Source organism: Streptomyces sp. NPDC050315 (genome assembly GCF_040655775.1).
In the GTDB taxonomy this organism is placed as follows: Bacteria; Actinomycetota; Actinomycetes; order Streptomycetales; family Streptomycetaceae; genus Streptomyces.
In genome coordinates this window covers 403,427-421,057 of record NZ_JBFAKN010000003.1, presented here as the reverse complement: position 1 = coordinate 421,057, position 17,631 = coordinate 403,427, and the positions used below count along the sequence as shown (strand labels likewise).

The following is a 17,631-nucleotide window of genomic DNA, read 5'->3' as shown; positions in this document are numbered from 1 at the left end:
AGATCATGCAGGTCGATGAACTTCTCAAGCCGTTTCCGATCAAGGAATTCCACCCCTTCCCGCGGGCGATGCTGGGCCCGGGCGCGCACGAAATGATCGGCCCCGAGGCCAAGAAGCTCGGTTTCCGTCGCACGCTGGTGATGACCACGGGCCTGCGGGGCAGCGACATCGTCCACAAGATCGTCGAGTCGATGAAGTACCACGGCCTCGAGGTCGTCGTGTACGACAAGGTCGAGTCGAATCCCAAGGACTACAACGTCATGGAAGCCGTGGCGATGTACCAGCAGAACAAGTGCGACTCGTTCGTCTCCATCGGCGGCGGTTCCTCGCACGACGCCTGCAAGGGCGCCCGCATCTCGGTCGCGCACGACGGCCGCAGTGTGAACGAGTTCGAGGGCTTCAACAAGTCGGAGAACCCGAAGAACCCGCCGCACATCGCGGTGTCCACCACGGCCGGCACCGGCTCGGAGACCTCGTGGGCGTATGTCATCACCGACACCACGACCGACCCCGAGAACCCGCACAAGTACGTTGCGTTCGATGACGCTTCGGTGGCCACCCTCGCCATCGACGACCCGACGCTGTACTACGACTGCCCGCTGGACTACACCGCGCAGTGCGGCTTCGACGTGCTCGCGCACGCCTCGGAGCCGTATGTCTCGCGGCTCAACTTCCAGCCCTCGCTGGGCAATTCGCTGCACGCGATCCGGCTGACCGCACAGCATCTGCGGCAGGCCGTGTGGAACGGCCAGGACCTGGCCGGGCGCGAGGGGATGATGTACGCGCAGTACATCGCGGCACAGGCGTTCAACTCCGGCGGCCTGGGCATCATCCACTCCATCTCGCACGCCGTCAGCGCCTTCTACGACACCCACCACGGGCTCAACAACGCCATCGCGCTGCCCCGCGTGTGGGCGTTCAACATGCCCGCGCAGTACGAGCGGTTCGCCGACATCGCCGAGGTGATGGGCGTCGACACGCACGGCATGACCAAGGTGAAGGCCGCCGAGGCGGCGCTGGCGGCCGGTATCCGGCTGCTGCGGGACGTCGGCATCCCGGAGAAGTTCACCGATGTCACCCAGGACTCCTACTCCAAGAACCGGCTGGGCCAGGGCCCGACGAAGTACTACGAGCAGGCCCCGGTCATCAAGGGCGACGACGCGGACGTCGACCGGATCACCCACCACGTCCTCGGCGACGCCTGCACCCCGGGCAACGCCAAGGAGTGCACGTTCGACACCGTCCGCCCGGTCGTCGAGCACTGCATGAACGGCGACCTGGACGACCTGCTCAGCTGAGCGACATCGGCACGGGGCGGGGGCACACCACCCCCGCCCCGGATCCCGGACGGAGGAACCGTGCTCGACACAGCTCATTCTCAGGAGCCCTTGCAGGACCACGATTTCGACTCGGTCGACGACGTCGTCCAGCGCTTCGCGGCCCACGGCTACATCGCCGACCGCCGGCTCGCCACGACGGTGTTCCTGCTCGCCAGGCTGGACAAGCCGGTACTGCTGGAAGGCCCGGCCGGCGTCGGCAAGACCGAACTGGCCAAGGCACTGGCGGCGGCCTCGGGGCGCCGGCTGCTGCGTCTGCAGTGTTACGAGGGCCAGGACGAGAGCAAGGCACTCTACGAGTGGGACTACGGCAAGCAGCTGCTGTACACCCAGATGCTGCGGGACAAGATCGGCGAGCTCACCGCCGACGCGCCAGACCTGGCCACCGCCGTGCACCGGATCGGCGAACAGGACAGTGTGTTCTTCTCCGACCGCTTCCTCGCACCGCGCCCGCTGCTGGACGCGATCCGCGGCGAGCAGCCGGCCGTCCTGCTGATCGACGAGGTCGACCGCGCGGACGAGGCCCTGGAGGCGGTACTGCTGGAGTGCCTGGCCGAGTACCAGGTCTCGGTGCCCGAGATCGGCACGTACACCGCGAAGGTCCCGCCGTACGTCGTGCTCACCTCCAACAACACCCGCGACCTGTCCGCCGCGCTCAAGCGGCGCTGTCTGCACCTGTTCCTGGACTATCCGGACGCGGAGCGCGAGCTCGCCATCCTGCGCTCCAAGGACACCGGACTGTCCGAGGCCACGGCCCGGCACCTGGTGGAGGTCGTACGCGGCCTGCGCGAGCTGGACCTGCGCAAGAGCCCCAGCATCTCCGAGACGGTCGACTGGGCCCGCACGCTGGCCGTGCTCGGCGTCGACGAGCTGGACCCGGAGATCCTCGCCGAGACCGCCAACGTGGTCCTCAAGTACGAACGGGACCTGCACCGCGCGCTGGGCGCGCTGCCCCGGCTCGTCGACCCCAACCGCGAACTGCCCGAAGCGGGGCATCAGCACGACGGGCACGGGCACCACCATGGGCATCACCACGGCCCGGGACACCGCCACGATCACGGCCCGCATGACGGTCATGACGGCCATGACGGCGAGCCCGACGGAAGCGCCGTACGGCTCGCCAAGGACCAGCAGGGCCGCCACGACGAGGGCTACTACGGTGCGCCGGGTGCGGGCCCGACCAGCCGCCCCAAGACGGGCGGCGGCCAGGGCGCCCGTTCCTTCGCCGCCATCGCCCGGCGCCGGACCGACTGAGCCGGGGTGAGGGCATGCAAAGCAGCGTGCACCGGTTCGTGCGTCTGTTGCGGCTGTTCGGGCTGCGGGTGTCGGTGTCGGAGGCGTTGGACGCCATGCGCGCGGCGGCTCAGGCCGGGGTGCTCGACCAGCGGGAGACGCTGCGCGAGGCGCTGCGGATCACACTGGTCAAGGACCGGCGCGACGACGCACTCTTCGACGAGCTGTTCACGGCGTATTTCTCGCTGCTCCCGGTGGGCGGCGGGGACGGCGGGCACGGCCACAGCCACGAGCACGACGACCTCACCGACACCGGCACACTGGAGTCGTTCACCGTCTCCGAGGAGCCCTCGGAGCTGCCGCAGCAGGGCCACAGCCACGACAAGCCCGCCGACATCCGCGACTACTTCGACCAGCGGGACCTGGCCCAGCAGTACAACCTGCACCAGGAGGCCAACAAGATCGACCTGGCCGCGATGACCGACGAGATCGTACTGTCCAAGGACCGGGCGACCGGGGGCGCGGACACGACACCGTCCGTCCAGCTGGAGACCGAACGGCTGCACGGCGCCGGCCTGCCCGGTCAGCTCACCACGGCGACCGGACAGCCGATCGACACCGAGCTGACCGTCGCCCAGCAGGAGGCCCTCTTCGGTTGGCTCGACCGGGAAGCCGATGACGACGCCGACGAGGAAGCCCTCGCCGCGCTGCGCCGACGGCTCGCCGGGGTCATCGAAAACCTCCCCGACCTGCTGAAACGGCACCTGGAGCGGCTGGCGGAACTGGAGACGGTGGTCCAGGAATCCGCACAGCTCGCCGAGCACGCCCGCCTCGAAGCGGTCGACGAGGACGAGCGGGCCCAACTGGAGGAGGCGCTGCGCCGGGTGGGGCACTCCGTGCGCGGCGCGCTGACCAGCCGCCGCCGGGCCAGCCTGCGCGGCCGGGTGGACGCAGGGCGCACGATGCGCCGGAACATGCGCTACGACGGCATCCCGTTCCGCCCGGTCACCACGGTCCGGGCCGAGGACAAGCCGCGGGTGGTGGTGCTGGCCGACGTATCGCTGTCGGTACGCGCCACCGCACGGTTCACCCTGCACCTCGTCCACGGCCTGCAGTCCCTCTTCGGCCAGGTCCGCTCCTTCGCCTTCGTCGACGAACCCACCGAGATCACCGACCTGTTCACCGAACATCCGCTGGAGCGGGCCCTCGGGCTGGTCTTCGACGGGCTGCCGGCCGGCGGCCTGCTCGACACCGACGCCAACTCCGATTACGGCAACACCTTCGACCTGTTGCTGGCCGACCACGCCGCGGCCCTGAACCGCCGCACCACCCTGCTCGTACTGGGCGACGGCCGCGGCAACGGCAACGATCCGCGGACCGGCACCTTCGAGGAGATCACCCGCAGGGTCCGGCAGACCGTCTGGCTCACCCCCGAACCCCGCTACTCCTGGGGCCTGGGCGCCTGTGACCTGCCGCGCTACGCGGAATTCTGCGATCGCGTCCAGGTGGTCGCGGACCTCGCCGGGCTGCAGCGCACGGCCCACCGGATGGCGGCGGAGGCGACCGGACGATGAGCGTTCCCGATCTCCGCCGCGCGGCGCAGCGCATCGATCCGCTGGGGCCGCAGCAGTCCGGCCGGTACACCGATCACGTGGTCGCGGTGGTCCGGGAGCGCCCGCCCCGGGACGGCGACCCGGGCCCCGCGCCGATCGTGCGGACCGAGCACTTCTGCCTGCGCCGGCGCGGCCGCCGGGTGGAGGTGGGCCACTGGCTCCGGCCCGACCAGCTGGACAACGACCTGGCCGGGCTGCTGGGGGAGGAGCTGTTCGCGCCCGGCTGGCTGTCCGGACCGGACATCTTCGAGCGGGTCTTCACCGGCGTGGTGCGCTCCTGCGTGGACGGTCCGCTGACCGCCTGGACCACGTTCTACGACAACACGCTGACCCGGATCCGGGAGTGCTGGGAGGAGCCCGCGGATTCCGACCACTCCTCGATCGCGGGGTTCGCGCCCGTGTACCGCCGGACGCTGGAGCTGGTCGACGGGGGCACGGTCCTCGACATGGGCTCCTGCTTCGGGTTCCTGCCACTGATGCTCGCCCGCCGCCCCGGTCGGACGGTGATCGCCTCCGACCTCTCGCGCGGCACCATGCGGCTGCTGGGCGCGGTCGCCGAGTCACTCGGCCTGCAGCTGGGCATCCTGGCCTGCGACGCGTCGCGGGTACCGCGGCCGGACGCGTCGGTGGACACCGTCACCCTCATCCACCTGCTCGAACACCTCGACCCCCAGCACGGCGACGCGGTACTGGAGGAGGCGCTGCGGCTCGCGCGGCGCCGGGTGATCGCGGCCGTGCCGTACGAGGACGAGCCGACCGCCGCGTACGGCCACGTCCGCTCCTTCGACCTGGACCAGCTCAAGCACCTGGGCCAGCGTACGGGCCGCCCCTTCGAGGCCTCGTCGTACCACGGCGGCTGGCTGGTCCTCACTCCCCGCTGACCGCCTACGGGGCCGGTCAACCCGGCCCCGTAGGCGGTCAGATCACACCCATCTTGCTCGCCTCGTAGACCGCCTCCGCCCGGCTGGCGGCATCCAGCTTCCGCATGATGTTGCGTACGTGGAACTTCACCGTCGTCTCGGAGATGTACAACTCGGTGCCGATGACACGGTTGCTCAGGCCGCGCGCGAGCAGTTGCAGCACCTTCAGCTCGCGTTCGGTGAACGCCGGTCCCGTCGGCTGCGGATCGCTCTGTACGCGCATCGAGCGGACCATCGCGGCGGCCGAGCGGGAGTCGAAGGCGCTCTCGTTGCGGGCCACCGCCCGGATGGCACGCAGCAGTTCGGTGGTGTCCACGTCCTTGACGACGTACCCCCGCGCGCCGTGCTGGATGGCCGCCGCGACCAGGGAGTCGTCCAGGAAGGTGGTGAGCACGAGGACCGCCAGGCCCGGGTGGCGCTCGGTGAGTTCGGCACACAGGTTCAGGCCCTCGGTGTCGGCACCCGTCGACAGCTTCAGGTCCAGCAGCACGATCGTGGGGCGGGCCCGTTCGATGACGGCCTTCGCCTCGGCCGCCGTACTCGCCTCGCCCACCACCTCCAGATCCGCCTCGCGCTCCAGGATCGAGCGGAGCCCGTGCCGGACGATCGCATGGTCGTCGACCAGGATGATCCGTACGGGGGAGGTCAGCGGCGCGGCCGCCGCCTGCGCTTCAGTAGTCATCGGATTCCTCCAGTTCGACGCCCACCGGCAGGGGGATGCCCACCCGCAGCAGGATGCCGCCCATCCGGGACCGGCGGATGGACAGGATGCCGCCGAGCTCCTCGGCCCTGGCGACCATGTTCGCCAGCCCGCGGTGCCGGCCCGAAGTGTCGCCCGCCCTGGACAGCTGCAGCGCCCGGCGCAGTTGGGCCGGATCGCCGCTCCCGTCGTCGGAGACGCTCAAGGTGACCGAGTCGGGCAGGTACCGCAGCCGTACCAACGCACGGTCGGCCTTGCCGTGCGTGGCGGAGTTGAACAGTGCCTCGCCGGCCAGCCGCAGGATCGACTGCTCGGCCTGCGGTGGCAGTGGCACGGGGCTGCCCGCCACCCGTACCCGCACTTCCAGGTCGGTGGTCTGATGCACCGTGGAGAGCCGCTCCAGCATCACCGGCAGCGGGCCTGATGGTTCGTCAGAGGCGTGGTGCAGGGCGTAGATCGCGTTGCGCAGCCGTTCCACGGCCTGCCCGCTCAGGTCCTTGGCCGTGGCCAGCCGCAGTGCGATGTCCTCGGCCGGGCCGCCCATCGCCGCCAGCTCCGCCCGGCACACCTCGATCGTCATGCCCGCGCTGAGCACGTACTGCGTGACGCTGTCGTGCAACTCCCGGGCGATCCGGTGCCGTTCGTCGTCCAGCGTCTGCCGCTGCATCGCCTGCAGCAGCCGCGCCTGCGTCTCGGCCAGCTCGGCGCTGCGCGCCGCCAGGTCCCGGGCCTGCTGCTGGGCCGCCTCGGACAGCTGCTCGGTGCGGCCGCGCAGCCGGGTGGCCGCGTGGAAGAGGAAGGAGTTGTGCAGGGCCACGGCGGCCTGGTTGGCGAGTACGCGCAGGATGGCCAGGTCGGTCGCGGCCACCTCGAGACCGGGGCCGGGCCGCGCCACGATGCCGCCGACCGGCTCGTCGTCCAGCGTCATCGGTGCCCGGACCCAGCCCTCGCCGCCCGGCGTGGACTCGGCCTCCCAGGGCCGGGTCCGCAGCACCTCCAGATGCCGACGCACCTCGGCCGGCAGCTGCGACTCGTCATCGATCAGCACATCGTCGGCGTACAGCAGGAACCGCGGCCGCGCGGCCCGCAGCGCGCCGTCCGCCACGGCCAGCAGCAGCCAGCGCGCCTGCAGATGTTCGGCCGCGGCGCGCACCACCGCCTCGACCAGCGCCCGCGGCCCCTCGGCCGTGCGGACCAGGGCGCGCGAGATGCCGTCCAGCGCTTCCACGGCCCGCTCCAGGCGTTCGGTGGAGCGGATGTACGCGGGGTAGTACGAGCGCTTGCCCGAGCGCAGGCCGGTGAGCATCCCGAGGTCGGCGGTGGCCGGCGGATCCTGGTCCGGTTCGTGTTCGGCGGTCACGGGGTCACCTCACAGGGCCGCGCGGAACAGTGCCTCGATGTCCCGCACGTCCAGGTCCCTGGGGTTGGTGGCCAGGCAGGCGTCCTTCAGGGTGGTGCGGGCCAGTTGGGGCACGTCGGCCTCGGTGACACCGAGGCTGGCGAGGTTCTTCGGCACGCCCACGGCGTCCGCCAGCTCGCGGACCTTCTCGGCGAGCGCGTAGGCCAGTTCGTCCGACGGCGCGCCCTCGGAGGACAGCCCGGCAGCGGTGGCCAGCGACTGGTACCGCTGCGGCAGCACATCGGCGTTGAACCGGATGACGTGCGGCAGCAGTACGCCGTTGACCACGCCGTGCGGCGCGTCCAGCAGGCCGCCGACCTGGTGGCTCATGGCGTGCGTGGCGCCCAGGATCGCGTTGGTGAACGCCATGCCCGCCTCCAGCGACCCCTGGGCCATGGCCAGCCGCGGACTGACCTCCCTGGGCCGCTGCTGGGTGCCCAGGAGATGGCCGGTGATCAACTGCACGGCGTGCAGGGCGTGGTTGTCGGTCAGCGGATTGTGCGCCTTGGAGACGAACGCCTCGATGGCGTGGGTCAGCGCGTCCAGTCCGGTGGCCGCGTTCAGCCACTCCGGCATGGTGGTCAGCAGCCGGGGATCGATCACCGAAATCTCCGGCACGAGGGTGCGGCTGATGATGGTGATCTTGATGTGTGCCGCGGTGTCGGTGACCACCGCGAACTGCGAGACGTCCGCCCCGGTGCCCGACGTGGAGGGCGCCATCACCGTGGGCGGGATCGGTTGCACGACCTTGTCCACGCCCTCGTACGCCAGAATGCGTCCACCGTTGCCGGACAGGATCGCCACACCCTTGGCCGCGTCGATGCACGAGCCGCCGCCCAGCCCCACGACCACATCGCAGCCGCTCGCCGCGTACTGCTCGTAGGCGTCCGCGATTTCGTGGTCCTTCGGGTTGGGTGTCACCCCGTGCCACACAGTGGGGCGCAGCCCGGCCGCCCGCAGATGGCCCAGCGCCTCGTCCACCCAGCCGGCCTCGATCAGCCCGGGGTCGGTGACCAGGAACGGCCGTCGCCCGCCGACCCGCAACACGCAGTGACCGAGCTCGGCCAGCGAGCCGGGTCCGAAGACGATCTCCGGGGCGTGGAACTTGGCCAGATGTGACGGTTCACGTCCGGCGCCCGGTTCGATCCGCTGCGGGCCGACCAGCTCCTCGGCGCGCACCTCGTCGCACCACTCTCCGGCTGGCCGGTCACTCTCGGTCATAATGGGGCCTCCCGGCGGACGGAGCACGGGACCTCCGAACTGCGGAGTCGGATTACGCAGGTCACAAGGGCATCGCCAGGGGTTGCGCGACCTCCATAGATTTAACAGAGCCGTGACGTGCGGTAAACAAGGTAGAGCTGCTCACTCGCGGCCTGCACTCTCCATTCTGGCACCTCGACCTGTCCGATCGGACAGGTGAACTTCAGGACAGCGCGCCGGACAATCGGGAATTGCTATGTCAGAGCATGTGGGACTTCGGCAGCGAAGGGCCGCGCTGGAGGACGAGTGGGCCCGCCGGGTGCCGGAGCTGAAGACGGTCCGCCGGATCCTCCCCGGCAGCGCGGCGCTGCGCCGCGAAGTCACCGAATCATGGACGCGCTCGCTGGACTTCGTCGATCCCCGGCGGGACAGCGCGCCGACGTCCGAGGACGGCGCGGTGGACTCCGGCTGGTCCGGATCGCCGCTGCGCGGTCCGGTGACGGCGCTCGCCGACGAAATGCGCAGCATCGCCGACGACGCGGGGTTCGTCGCGGCGGTCACCGACCAGTCCGGGACGATCCTGTGGAGCTGCGGCGGCCGCGTCATGCGACGCCGTGCAGAGCGGGTCAACTTCGCACCGGGCGGCCGCTGGGACGAGCCCGCCATGGGCACCAACGCCCTCTCCCTCGCGCTGCGCACCGGCCGCCCGGCCACCGTCTTCTCCGCCGAGCACCTGGTCGCCGCGTTGCACGGCTGGGTCTGCTACTGCGCGCCGATCCACGCCCCGGACGGGCGGATCCTGGGCGTACTGGACCTCTCCACCACCTGGGACCGCTCGCACCCGCTGGCCATGTCCACCGTACGGACCCTGGCGACCAGCATCGAGGCCGGCCTGCGGACCGTCCCCGGGGCGCTGCCCGGACAGGAAAGCCACGCCTCGGAGGTGCGGCTGACCTGCCTGGGCGACGAAGCGGCCGTACGGGACGGCGCGCCCCTCCGCCTGCGCCCCCGCCAGCTGGAGATCCTGACCCTGCTCGCGCTGGAGCCCGACGGCTACTCGCCGGACCGGCTGCGCGAAGCGCTCTACGGCGACCGGCCGGTCACCGCCTCCACGTTCAAGGCGGAGGTCTCCCATCTGCGGCGCGCCCTCGGCGGCGCCGTCACCACCCGCAAGTACGCCCTGATCACCGCCGTCACCTGCGATGCCGTCGAGGTCCTGCGGGCACTGGAGCGCGGGGACACCGAGACCGCCGTACGCCTTTACCGCGGCCCGCTGCTGCCCGACTCCGAAGCGCCGGGCATCGTGGCCTGGCGCGAGCATCTGGAAGTCGCCGTACGGGAAGCCGTACTGGCCAGCGCCAGCGCCGAACACGCGCTGCGCTACGGCGGGTACGCACCGTACGACGCCGAGATCCACGAGCACGCGCTCGACGTGCTGGGCGTGGGCGACGTACGCCGTGGCATCGCCGCCGGGCGGCTGCGGACGGCACTGCGGGCCTGAGGCCCGTGCGCCGCGGATTCCTCGTGCACCGGCCGCGGGCGTGTCCGGCTGCGACAGCGTCGAAGCGCGGCGAAGATGGTCCCGAGCAGTGACGCAGCACCGCAGCGCCAGGGGCAGAGCGACTCGGGAGACGACGCCGATGACCGGAAGCGGTAGTGACTCCGCCGGGGAGCAGTACGACGCCACACCGTTCCTGCCCGAGCGCGGTGGGCTGCCGGCTCACCGGCGTGCCGCGGCGGACTGCCAGGGCTGCCCGCTCTTCCAGGACGCCACCCAGACCGTCTTCGGGGCGGGCAGTGCGTCGGCGCGCGTCATGCTCGTCGGTGAGCAGCCGGGGGACCAGGAGGACCGCCAGGGGGAGCCGTTCGTCGGGCCGGCCGGCGGTCTCTTGCGGAAGGCGTTGCAGGAGGCTGCCATCGACGTCGATCAGACGTATGTCACCAACGCGGTGAAGCACTTCAAATTCACCCTCGCGCCGCGGGGCAAGCGCCGGATCCACAAGCCACCGAGCCTCCGGGACATGACGGCCTGTCGTCCCTGGCTCAAGGCCGAGCTGCGGCTGGTCGCCCCGGAGGTGGTCGTGGCGCTCGGGGCGACCGCCGGCAAGGCGCTGCTCGGGCCGTCGTTCCGGGTGACGAAGGACCGGGGCACGCTCATTCCCTTCCCGGAGGAAGGCGCGGCCGCCGACGGCGGGGGCTTCGTCGTGGCCACACTCCACCCGTCGGCGATCCTGCGGTCCGACGATCGCGAGGCGTCCTACGCCGGGCTGGTGTCGGACCTGCGGATCGCGGCCGGAGCGCTGAACGGCAAGTCTTAGGGCGGGCGTGAGGTGACGGCGGTCACTCTCGGCCAAATGTTGAAAACGATTGTCATCATGCTACCTTCAGTCGCACCCCTTCTTGACCTTCCCTTTACCGGAGAGTTCCGTGCGTCTGCCCGCCCGCCTCCTGCCCCTCGCCGCGGCCTCCGCGCTGCTCACCGGCTGCTTCTCGGCGTCGTCCGGTTCCGGCGACGCCTCGTCCGACGACGGGCGCATACGCGTGGCGATGATGCAGCCGCCGCGCTCGGGCCTCTCGCCGCTGTCCGACGACGCCTTCAAGCTCTCCCGCTGGTCCACGGCCGAGACGCTGGTGAAGCTCGACAAGGACGGGGACGCCGAGCCCGCGCTGGCGACCGAGTGGCGGCAGTCCGGCCGCGAGTGGACGTTCACCATCCGGGACGGGGTCACCTTCCACGACGGTACGAAGCTCACGCCCGAGGCCGTCGTCCGCTCCCTGACCGAAGCCGCGACCGCTTCCCCCAAGCCCCGCATCCTCGACGGCGTGGAACTCACCGCGAAGGCCGAGGGCGACTCGGTCGTCGTCACCACGGCCGAGGAGGACCCGCTCGTACCGCAGCGCCTCAGCTCGCCGCAGCTGTCGATCCTCGCGGCCAAGGCGTACGAGAAGAAGACCGTGGACCCGGTCGGCGCCGGTACCGGACCCTTCGAGCTCACCAAGGTCAACGGCACGTCCGCGGCCACCCTCGACCGCTACGACAAGTACTGGGGCGGCAAGGCCAAGGCCCCGGGAATCGATGTGAAGTTCGTGCCCGACGGCACCGCACGCGCGGCGGCACTGCGCAGCGGCGAGGCCGACATCGTGGAAGCGGTCCCGGTCTCGCAGGCCGCGGTGCTCGACCAGGATCTGATCACCGAGGTGCCGATGCCGCGCACCAACACCCTGTACCTCAACACCGAGAAGGGCATCTTCAAGGACGCCTCGGTGCGGGCGGCGGCCCGCGCGGCGACTGACGCGAAGTCGCTCGTCAAGGGCGTGTACGAGGGCCGGGCCGATGTCGCCGAGGGGCTGCTCGGCCCCGCGCTGCCGTGGGCCGAGGGCCTGCGGTCGCCGGTGAAGCGGGCGAAGGCCGGTGACCCGCCCGCCAAGACGATCACCATCGGCACGTTCACCGACCGGGCCGAGCTGCCCGAGGCCGCCGCGGCGCTGCAACAGCAGCTCCGGAAGGCCGGCTTCAAGGTGAAGCTGGAGATCCGCGAGTACGCCAACATCGAGTCGGACGCGCTGGCGGGCAAGTTCGACGCGTTCCTCCTCTCCCGCGCGACCGTCCTCGACTCCGGCGACCCGGCCGCGTACCTCTACAGCGACTTCGCGTCCAAGGGGTCCTTCAACATCCCCCAGCTCGCCGACGGATCGGTCGACAAGGCGCTGGCGAAGGCCGGCGAGCTGAAGACCGGCGACGCGCGCCGCAAGGCGATCATCGAGGCCGAGGCCGCGGTGCTCGCCACCGACGCCGCGGTGCCGCTGCTGCACGAGCGCGTGATCCAGGGAGACGCCGCCCGGATCACGGGCGCGGCCCACGACCCGCGCGAGCGCGAGCTGGTCACCGCCGAGACCCACGTGAAGTGAGCCCCCGTCACATGACGCTGCGAGTGAAGGAGCCGGTGAGTACGGCCGGGCTCACCCGCCTGGGCTGTCTGGCCGGTGTGGTGGCGGCGGTCGGCCTGCTGCCCTGGCTCTCCGGCCGGGACCCGGCGCTGACCGTGCTGCGGGCCCGGTCGGCCGAGCAGGAGGCCACCCCGGAGGCGCTGGCCGCGATCCGCGCCGACCTCGGCCTGGACGCGGGCCCCCTGACCATGCTGGGGAACTGGGCGGCCGGCGCGCTGCGTGGGGACCTCGGTACGTCGTGGGTCTCCGGCACCGACGTCCTGCCGTCCGTGGTCGCCGGACTCCAGGTGTCGCTGGGCCTCATGGCCGCCGCCTTCGGCGTGGCCGTGCTGCTGGCCTGTGCGCTGGTCGCGCCGGTGCTGATCCGGGGGCGCGGCTCGGCCGGGGCGTTCGCCGCCATGCTTGCCGCCGTACCGGAGTTCCTGCTCGCCACGGTCGCACTGCTGGTGTGCGGGGTGTGGCTCGGCGTCCTGCCCACGTCCGGCTGGCAGGGCCCGCAGTATCTGGTACTGCCCGCGATCGCCCTCGGCGTCCCCGCGGGCGGCCTGCTGGGCCGGCTGGTCGCGGACGCGCTGCCCGCCGTGCTGGACGAGCGGTGGGTGGAGCTGTGGCGCGGCGCGGGCGTCGGCCGGGCGCGGGTCTCCGCGGCGGCGCTCCGGCGCGTACTGCCGCCCCTCGTCCCGCAGTTCGGCATGGCGGCGGTGGGCCTGACCGGCGGCGCGGTCGCCGTGGAGACGGTCTTCGCGGTGCCCGGCATCGGTCGTACGGCACTGGGCGCGGCCAAGTCCCAGGACCTGCCGCTGCTCCAGGGCTCCGTACTCGCCCTGCTGGCCCTCGGCCTGGCGGCGGGCGCGCTGGCGGCACTCGTGCGGCGCAGGCTGCTCGGCCCCGCCCTGCGTGATGCGGGACTGACACTGCCCGCGCCGCGCCCGGTACGCACACACCCGGCGATTCCGGTGGTGCTGGGCGCGGTCCTGCTGGTCACCATCGGCTGGGGACTGCTGCGCGACCCGTACGCGGTGGACACCACGGCCCGGCTGCTGGCCCCGTCGTGGGCACATCCGCTCGGCACCGACGGGCTGGGCCGCGACGTCCTGGCCCGCCTCGGGCACGGCGCTGCGTCGACCGTCGGTACGGCCGCGGCGGTGAGTGCGGTGAGCCTGCTGCTGTCGCTGGCCCTCGGCTTTCTGCCGGGCGTGGCGACGGGCGCGGCGGACATCGCGAACGCGCTGCCCCCGGTGATCGTCGGCATCCTCGTCGCGGCGGCGGCCGGCCCCGGTACGGGCGGCGCGGCCCTCGCGGTGGCCCTGATCTCCTGGCCGCCGCTCGCCGCGCACGCGGCGGTTTTGGTGCAGGAGGTCCGCGCGTCGGCGTTCCTGACCGCCCAACGGGCCATGGGTGCGCCGCCCCTCTGGATACTGAGCCGGCATGTGCTGCCGTCCGTCGCCGGGCCCGTCACCCGGCACGCGCTCCTCCGCCTGCCCGGCATCGCCCTCGCCCTCGCCTCGCTGGGTTTCATCGGGTTGGGTGCCCAACCGCCCGCTCCCGAATGGGGGTTGCTGCTCGACGAGTCCCGCGCGTACGTGGAGCGGGCCCCGTGGGCGGCCCTTGCCCCGGCGGTCGCCCTGGCCCTGCTGGCGGGTCTTGCGGTGTCGACGGCGGCGTACGTGGAGAGCCGCCCTCGCTCGTCCCGCCGTGGCACCGGCCACTCGGTCCCGTCTCCCCGGAAGGAGCCCTCCCTTGAGTACACCGCTGAGTACACCGCACCCTGACGCGCTCCTCTCCGTACGCGACCTCCGGGTCTCCTTCGGCGGCGTCGACGTGGTCCGAGGCGTGTCCTTCGACGTCCACGCACGGCAGGTGCTGGCCGTCGTGGGGGAGTCGGGCGCGGGCAAGTCGCTGACGGCGCGGGCGCTGCTGGGCATGCTCCCGAGGGAGGCGACGGCGACGGGGAGCGCACGGCTCCGGGAGGACTCGGGGGACTTCGCCGAACTCGTGGGCGCCGCGCCCAAGGACCTCGCGGCCCTTCGCGGCCGGCGGCTGGGCCTCGTACCGCAGGACGCCCTGTCCGCGCTGTCCCCCGTGCATCCGGTGGGCGACCAACTCGCCGCCGCCGTACGGTCGGTGGCCCGCGTGTCGCGCACGGAGGCCCGGGCCCGGGCGGTCGCGGCGCTCGACCGGGTGGGCATCGCCGATGCCGCACGCAAGGCGCGGGCCTACCCGCACGAGTACTCCGGTGGGATGCGGCAGCGTGCCGTGATCGCCATGGCGACCGTCAACGAGCCGAGCCTGGTGGTCGCCGACGAGCCCACCACCGCCCTCGACGCCGAGCTGCAGGAACAGGTACTGCGCGTACTCGCCGAGCAGCGGGAGGCGGTCGGCGCCGCCCTCCTGCTGGTCACGCACGACATGGCGGTGGTCAGGGAGCACGCCGACCGCGTGCTGGTGATGTACGCCGGCCGCCCGGTCGAACAGGGACCGGCGGATGCCGTACTGGGCCGCTCCCGGGCGCCCTACACCGCGGGGCTGCTGGCGTCGCTGCCGCCGGACGAGGTGGGCGAGCGGCGTGTTGACCGTCGGCGGCTGCCCGTCATCCCCGGCACCCCGCCCACGCCGGCCGGTCTGCCGCATGGCTGCGCCTTCGCGCCGCGCTGCCCGCTCGCCGAGGACCGCTGCCACCGGGAGGAACCGCGGCCGCGGCCGGCCGGCGACGGCCACGACGTCACCTGCCACCGCTGGGACGAGGTCCCGCACGCGGCGTCCGACCTCTTCCAGGAGCAGCCCGCATGAGCCCGTCCGCACTCCCGAGCAACGGCCACCCCCCGCTGCTCGACGTCCGCGACCTCGTCGTGCGGTACGGCGCGGTCACCGCAGTCGACCACGTCTCGTTCACCCTGGACGCCGGCGAGACGCTCGCCCTCAACGGCCCGTCGGGCTGCGGCAAGTCCTCCACCGCCATGGCGGTGCTGCAACTGCGCCGCCCGGCGTCGGGCGAGGTCCGCTTCGAAGGGACGGAGCTGACCGCGCTCACCGACCGCGAGCTGCGCCCGCTCCGCCCCCGGATGCAGCCGGTCCTCCAGGACCCGTACGGCTCCCTCAGCCCCCGGCATCGCATCCGTGACGCGGTGGCGGAGCCGCTGAGGATCCAGGGGCGCTGGGACGCGACGGGCCCGGCCCGGGTCGCCGAGCTGCTGGACCGGGTCGGTCTCGCCCCGGCCTGCGGTGACCGGCTGCCCCACGAGCTCTCCGGCGGCCAGTGCCAACGCGCGGGAATCGCCCGTGCGTTGGCGTCCGAGCCGCGGCTGCTGGTCCTCGACGAGCCGGTCTCCTCCCTCGACCCGTCCGTCCGCGCAGGCATCCTGAACCTGCTCGCGGACCTCCAGGACCAGCTGGGCCTCGCCTATCTCTTCATCTGCCACGATCGTGCGGTGGTCCGCCACTTCGCGGACCGTTCGATCGAAATGCGGGAGGGCCGGATCACCGGGCCGGCGGCCGCATAGCGGCAGTGGCGCGGGCATATGAACTGTCGGCTCATTAGGGTCATGTGCGCTCCGGGACGTTCCGGGGCGTTCCTGGTCGGACAAGTGACGACGGTTCTGGTCAAGCGGTGTGTACGTGCCTTGCCGCCTGCAAAGATGAAGCGTGGGCAGTGCGGGCCTCGTCGCCGAATGTCGCCGAGTATCGCTGTTGAGCATCGGGGGCAGGTGGGTCGTGGCCGGCATCAATGAGACGTTGCGTGAGCTGTTGAAGGTCGACGGTGTCCTCGGGGCTTCCGTGGTCGACTACTACAGTCGGCTCCTGCTGGGGGCCATCGGCCACCCCGCCGGACCCGACCTGGAGAAGGCGGCGCTGGTGGACACCGATGTCGTACGGGCCAAACTCTCCGCCCTCGAAACGCTCGGCTACAGCCCCGACCGGATGGAAGACATACTGATCACGCTGGATGACGAGTACCACCTCATCCGCCCCCTCTCCCGCCACGGCAACGACGGCATCTTCGTCTACGTGGTACTGAACCGGGCACACGCCGACCTCCCGGCCACCAGAAGGTGGCTCCGGGCGGCGGAGGACGGGATCGATGTGTGACGGCGGACGGCCGGGAAACTAGGGCGCGTCCCCGAAGGCGCCGCCTGCGGTGAAGGCCGCTTCGGCGAAGTGTTTGCCGATGCGGTGGTGGGTGGTGGCGTCCGGGTGGAGTCGGTCGGGGAGGGGGAGTTCGGTGTGGTCGGATTCGCCGTAGAGAGTGCGGCCGTCCAGGTAGTGGAGGTTCGGGTCCTCGGGGGCGCGGGCGGCGGTGATGCGGGAGAGCTCCGCGCGGATGATGTGGAGCGTCAGGCGGGTGGGATCCGCGGGATCGCCCGTGGCCCGGAACGTCAGCTTTCCGGCGTCGATGTTGCTGAAGTCGGGAGCGGCCGGGCCGGGGGTGTCCTCGTGTATCGGGCAGTAGATCGGTGAGACGACCAGCAGCGGTGTGTTCGGGTGGCCTTCGCGGATCGTGTCGAGGAAGCCATGGACGGCGGGGGCGAAGGCACGCAGCCGCATCAGGTCGGCGTTGACCAGGTTGATGCCGATCTTGACGCTGATCAGGTCGGCGGGGGTGTCCCGCATCGTACGGGCGGTGAACGGGTCGAGCAGGGCGCTGCCGCCGAAGCCCAGGTTGATCAGTTCCACGCCGCCGAGGGAGGCGGCGAGGGCGGGCCACGTGGTGGTGGGGCCGGCGGCGTCGGAGCCGTGGCTGATCGAACTGCCGTGGTGCAGCCACACCTTGCGGCCCCGGTCCGGTACGGGCTCGACGGGGGCGTCGGTGCGCAGGGCGACCAGTTCGGTGGTCTCGTTGTGCGGCAGCCAGATCTCGATGTCCTTGGCGCGGTCGGGCAGGCCGGTGAAGCGGAGGGTGCCCGCCGGGCCGGGCCGGGTCTCGGCGGATCCGGTGGTCATGTCGATGGTCAGGGTGTTGCCGCCCGTGACGCTGCCCCGGCCGGTCGGGCGGCCGTCGACGAGCAGCTCGTACACGCCGTCCGGGCGGGGCGGGGCGCCCACGTAGACCCGCTTGGTGGGCCGGGTGTCCAGTTCGACGGCGGTGGCACGGGTGCGGAAGACCAGCCGTACGCCGGAGGGCTGGGACTCCGCCATGGCCAGCTGCCCGTCGGGGATCTGCCGACGGGCCCATGCGGGCAGCCGGTGCGGCAGCACGCCGGTCCCGGTGTGCTCCAGGTCGAGGGCGCCGCGCAGGAGGTCAGCGGTGAGGGGTGTGGTTACCGAGGCGTGCTTGGTGGACATG

15 protein-coding genes are annotated in these 17,631 nt (G+C 71.9%); 11 read left to right on the top strand and 4 right to left on the bottom strand.

Features of this window, described 5'->3' with window-relative positions; all coding sequences use genetic code 11:
• Positions 1 to 5 precede the first annotated feature (5 nt).
• From mdo to mftM, 4 genes are all read left to right on the top strand, one after another.
• Positions 6 to 1,298: an NDMA-dependent methanol dehydrogenase gene (mdo, locus tag AB0I82_RS13140; protein WP_363257294.1), complete on the top strand. Its 1,293-nt coding sequence runs from the start codon at positions 6 to 8 to the stop codon at positions 1,296 to 1,298.
• A gap of 90 nt (positions 1,299 to 1,388) precedes the next feature.
• Positions 1,389 to 2,591, top strand: coding sequence for a MoxR family ATPase (locus tag AB0I82_RS13135; RefSeq protein WP_363257293.1), 1,203 nt, complete (start codon positions 1,389 to 1,391; stop codon positions 2,589 to 2,591).
• A gap of 14 nt (positions 2,592 to 2,605) precedes the next feature.
• Complete coding sequence (locus AB0I82_RS13130) at positions 2,606 to 4,144, top strand: VWA domain-containing protein (protein WP_363257292.1); 1,539 nt, start codon at positions 2,606 to 2,608, stop codon at positions 4,142 to 4,144.
• Positions 4,141 to 5,064: a mycofactocin oligosaccharide methyltransferase MftM gene (mftM, locus tag AB0I82_RS13125; RefSeq protein ID WP_363257291.1), complete on the top strand. Its 924-nt coding sequence runs from the start codon at positions 4,141 to 4,143 to the stop codon at positions 5,062 to 5,064. Before AB0I82_RS13130 ends, mftM begins: the two co-directional genes overlap by 4 nt.
• A 37-nt stretch (positions 5,065 to 5,101) precedes the next feature.
• Here mftM and AB0I82_RS13120 read toward each other — a convergent pair whose 3' ends face one another.
• The 3 genes from AB0I82_RS13120 to AB0I82_RS13110 are packed head-to-tail and all read right to left on the bottom strand — an operon-like array spanning position 5,102 to position 8,423.
• A complete protein-coding gene (locus tag AB0I82_RS13120) occupies positions 5,102 to 5,785 on the bottom strand; it encodes a response regulator transcription factor (RefSeq protein WP_363257290.1) in 684 nt (227 codons plus the stop codon).
• Entirely contained in the window at positions 5,775 to 7,163 is a 1,389-nt protein-coding gene (locus tag AB0I82_RS13115) for a histidine kinase (protein WP_363257288.1), read from the bottom strand. Before AB0I82_RS13115 ends, AB0I82_RS13120 begins: the two co-directional genes overlap by 11 nt.
• Before the next feature lie 9 nt (positions 7,164 to 7,172).
• Positions 7,173 to 8,423, bottom strand: coding sequence for an iron-containing alcohol dehydrogenase (locus tag AB0I82_RS13110; protein WP_363257287.1), 1,251 nt, complete (start codon positions 8,421 to 8,423; stop codon positions 7,173 to 7,175).
• Positions 8,424 to 8,658: 235 nt separating this feature from the next.
• Here AB0I82_RS13110 and AB0I82_RS13105 point away from each other — a divergent pair, with 235 nt between their 5' ends.
• From AB0I82_RS13105 to AB0I82_RS13075, 7 genes are all read left to right on the top strand, one after another.
• Positions 8,659 to 9,903, top strand: coding sequence for a GAF domain-containing protein (locus tag AB0I82_RS13105; protein ID WP_363257286.1), 1,245 nt, complete (start codon positions 8,659 to 8,661; stop codon positions 9,901 to 9,903).
• A gap of 139 nt (positions 9,904 to 10,042) precedes the next feature.
• Positions 10,043 to 10,720 carry a UdgX family uracil-DNA binding protein gene (locus AB0I82_RS13100; RefSeq protein ID WP_363257285.1) on the top strand — a complete coding sequence of 226 codons (678 nt, stop codon included), beginning with the start codon at positions 10,043 to 10,045 and terminating at the stop codon, positions 10,718 to 10,720.
• A 109-nt stretch (positions 10,721 to 10,829) separates the two neighbouring features.
• Positions 10,830 to 12,311, top strand: coding sequence for an ABC transporter substrate-binding protein (locus AB0I82_RS13095; RefSeq protein WP_363257284.1), 1,482 nt, complete (start codon positions 10,830 to 10,832; stop codon positions 12,309 to 12,311).
• A gap of 11 nt (positions 12,312 to 12,322) precedes the next feature.
• Positions 12,323 to 14,122 carry an ABC transporter permease subunit gene (locus AB0I82_RS13090; RefSeq protein WP_363257283.1) on the top strand — a complete coding sequence of 600 codons (1,800 nt, stop codon included), beginning with the start codon at positions 12,323 to 12,325 and terminating at the stop codon, positions 14,120 to 14,122.
• Positions 14,091 to 15,140 carry an ABC transporter ATP-binding protein gene (locus tag AB0I82_RS13085; protein WP_363257282.1) on the top strand — a complete coding sequence of 350 codons (1,050 nt, stop codon included), beginning with the start codon at positions 14,091 to 14,093 and terminating at the stop codon, positions 15,138 to 15,140. The genes AB0I82_RS13090 and AB0I82_RS13085 overlap by 32 nt, the downstream gene beginning before the upstream one ends.
• Positions 15,137 to 15,850, top strand: coding sequence for a dipeptide/oligopeptide/nickel ABC transporter ATP-binding protein (locus tag AB0I82_RS13080; RefSeq protein ID WP_363257281.1), 714 nt, complete (start codon positions 15,137 to 15,139; stop codon positions 15,848 to 15,850). Before AB0I82_RS13085 ends, AB0I82_RS13080 begins: the two co-directional genes overlap by 4 nt.
• A gap of 211 nt (positions 15,851 to 16,061) precedes the next feature.
• Complete coding sequence (locus AB0I82_RS13075) at positions 16,062 to 16,436, top strand: hypothetical protein (RefSeq protein ID WP_363257280.1); 375 nt, start codon at positions 16,062 to 16,064, stop codon at positions 16,434 to 16,436.
• 18 nt (positions 16,437 to 16,454) lie between these two features.
• On the opposite strand, the gene AB0I82_RS13070 is transcribed toward AB0I82_RS13075, so the two are convergent.
• Positions 16,455 to 17,630 carry a GDSL-type esterase/lipase family protein gene (locus AB0I82_RS13070; RefSeq protein ID WP_363257279.1) on the bottom strand — a complete coding sequence of 392 codons (1,176 nt, stop codon included), beginning with the start codon at positions 17,628 to 17,630 and terminating at the stop codon, positions 16,455 to 16,457.
• Between the last annotated feature and the right edge of the window lies 1 nt (position 17,631).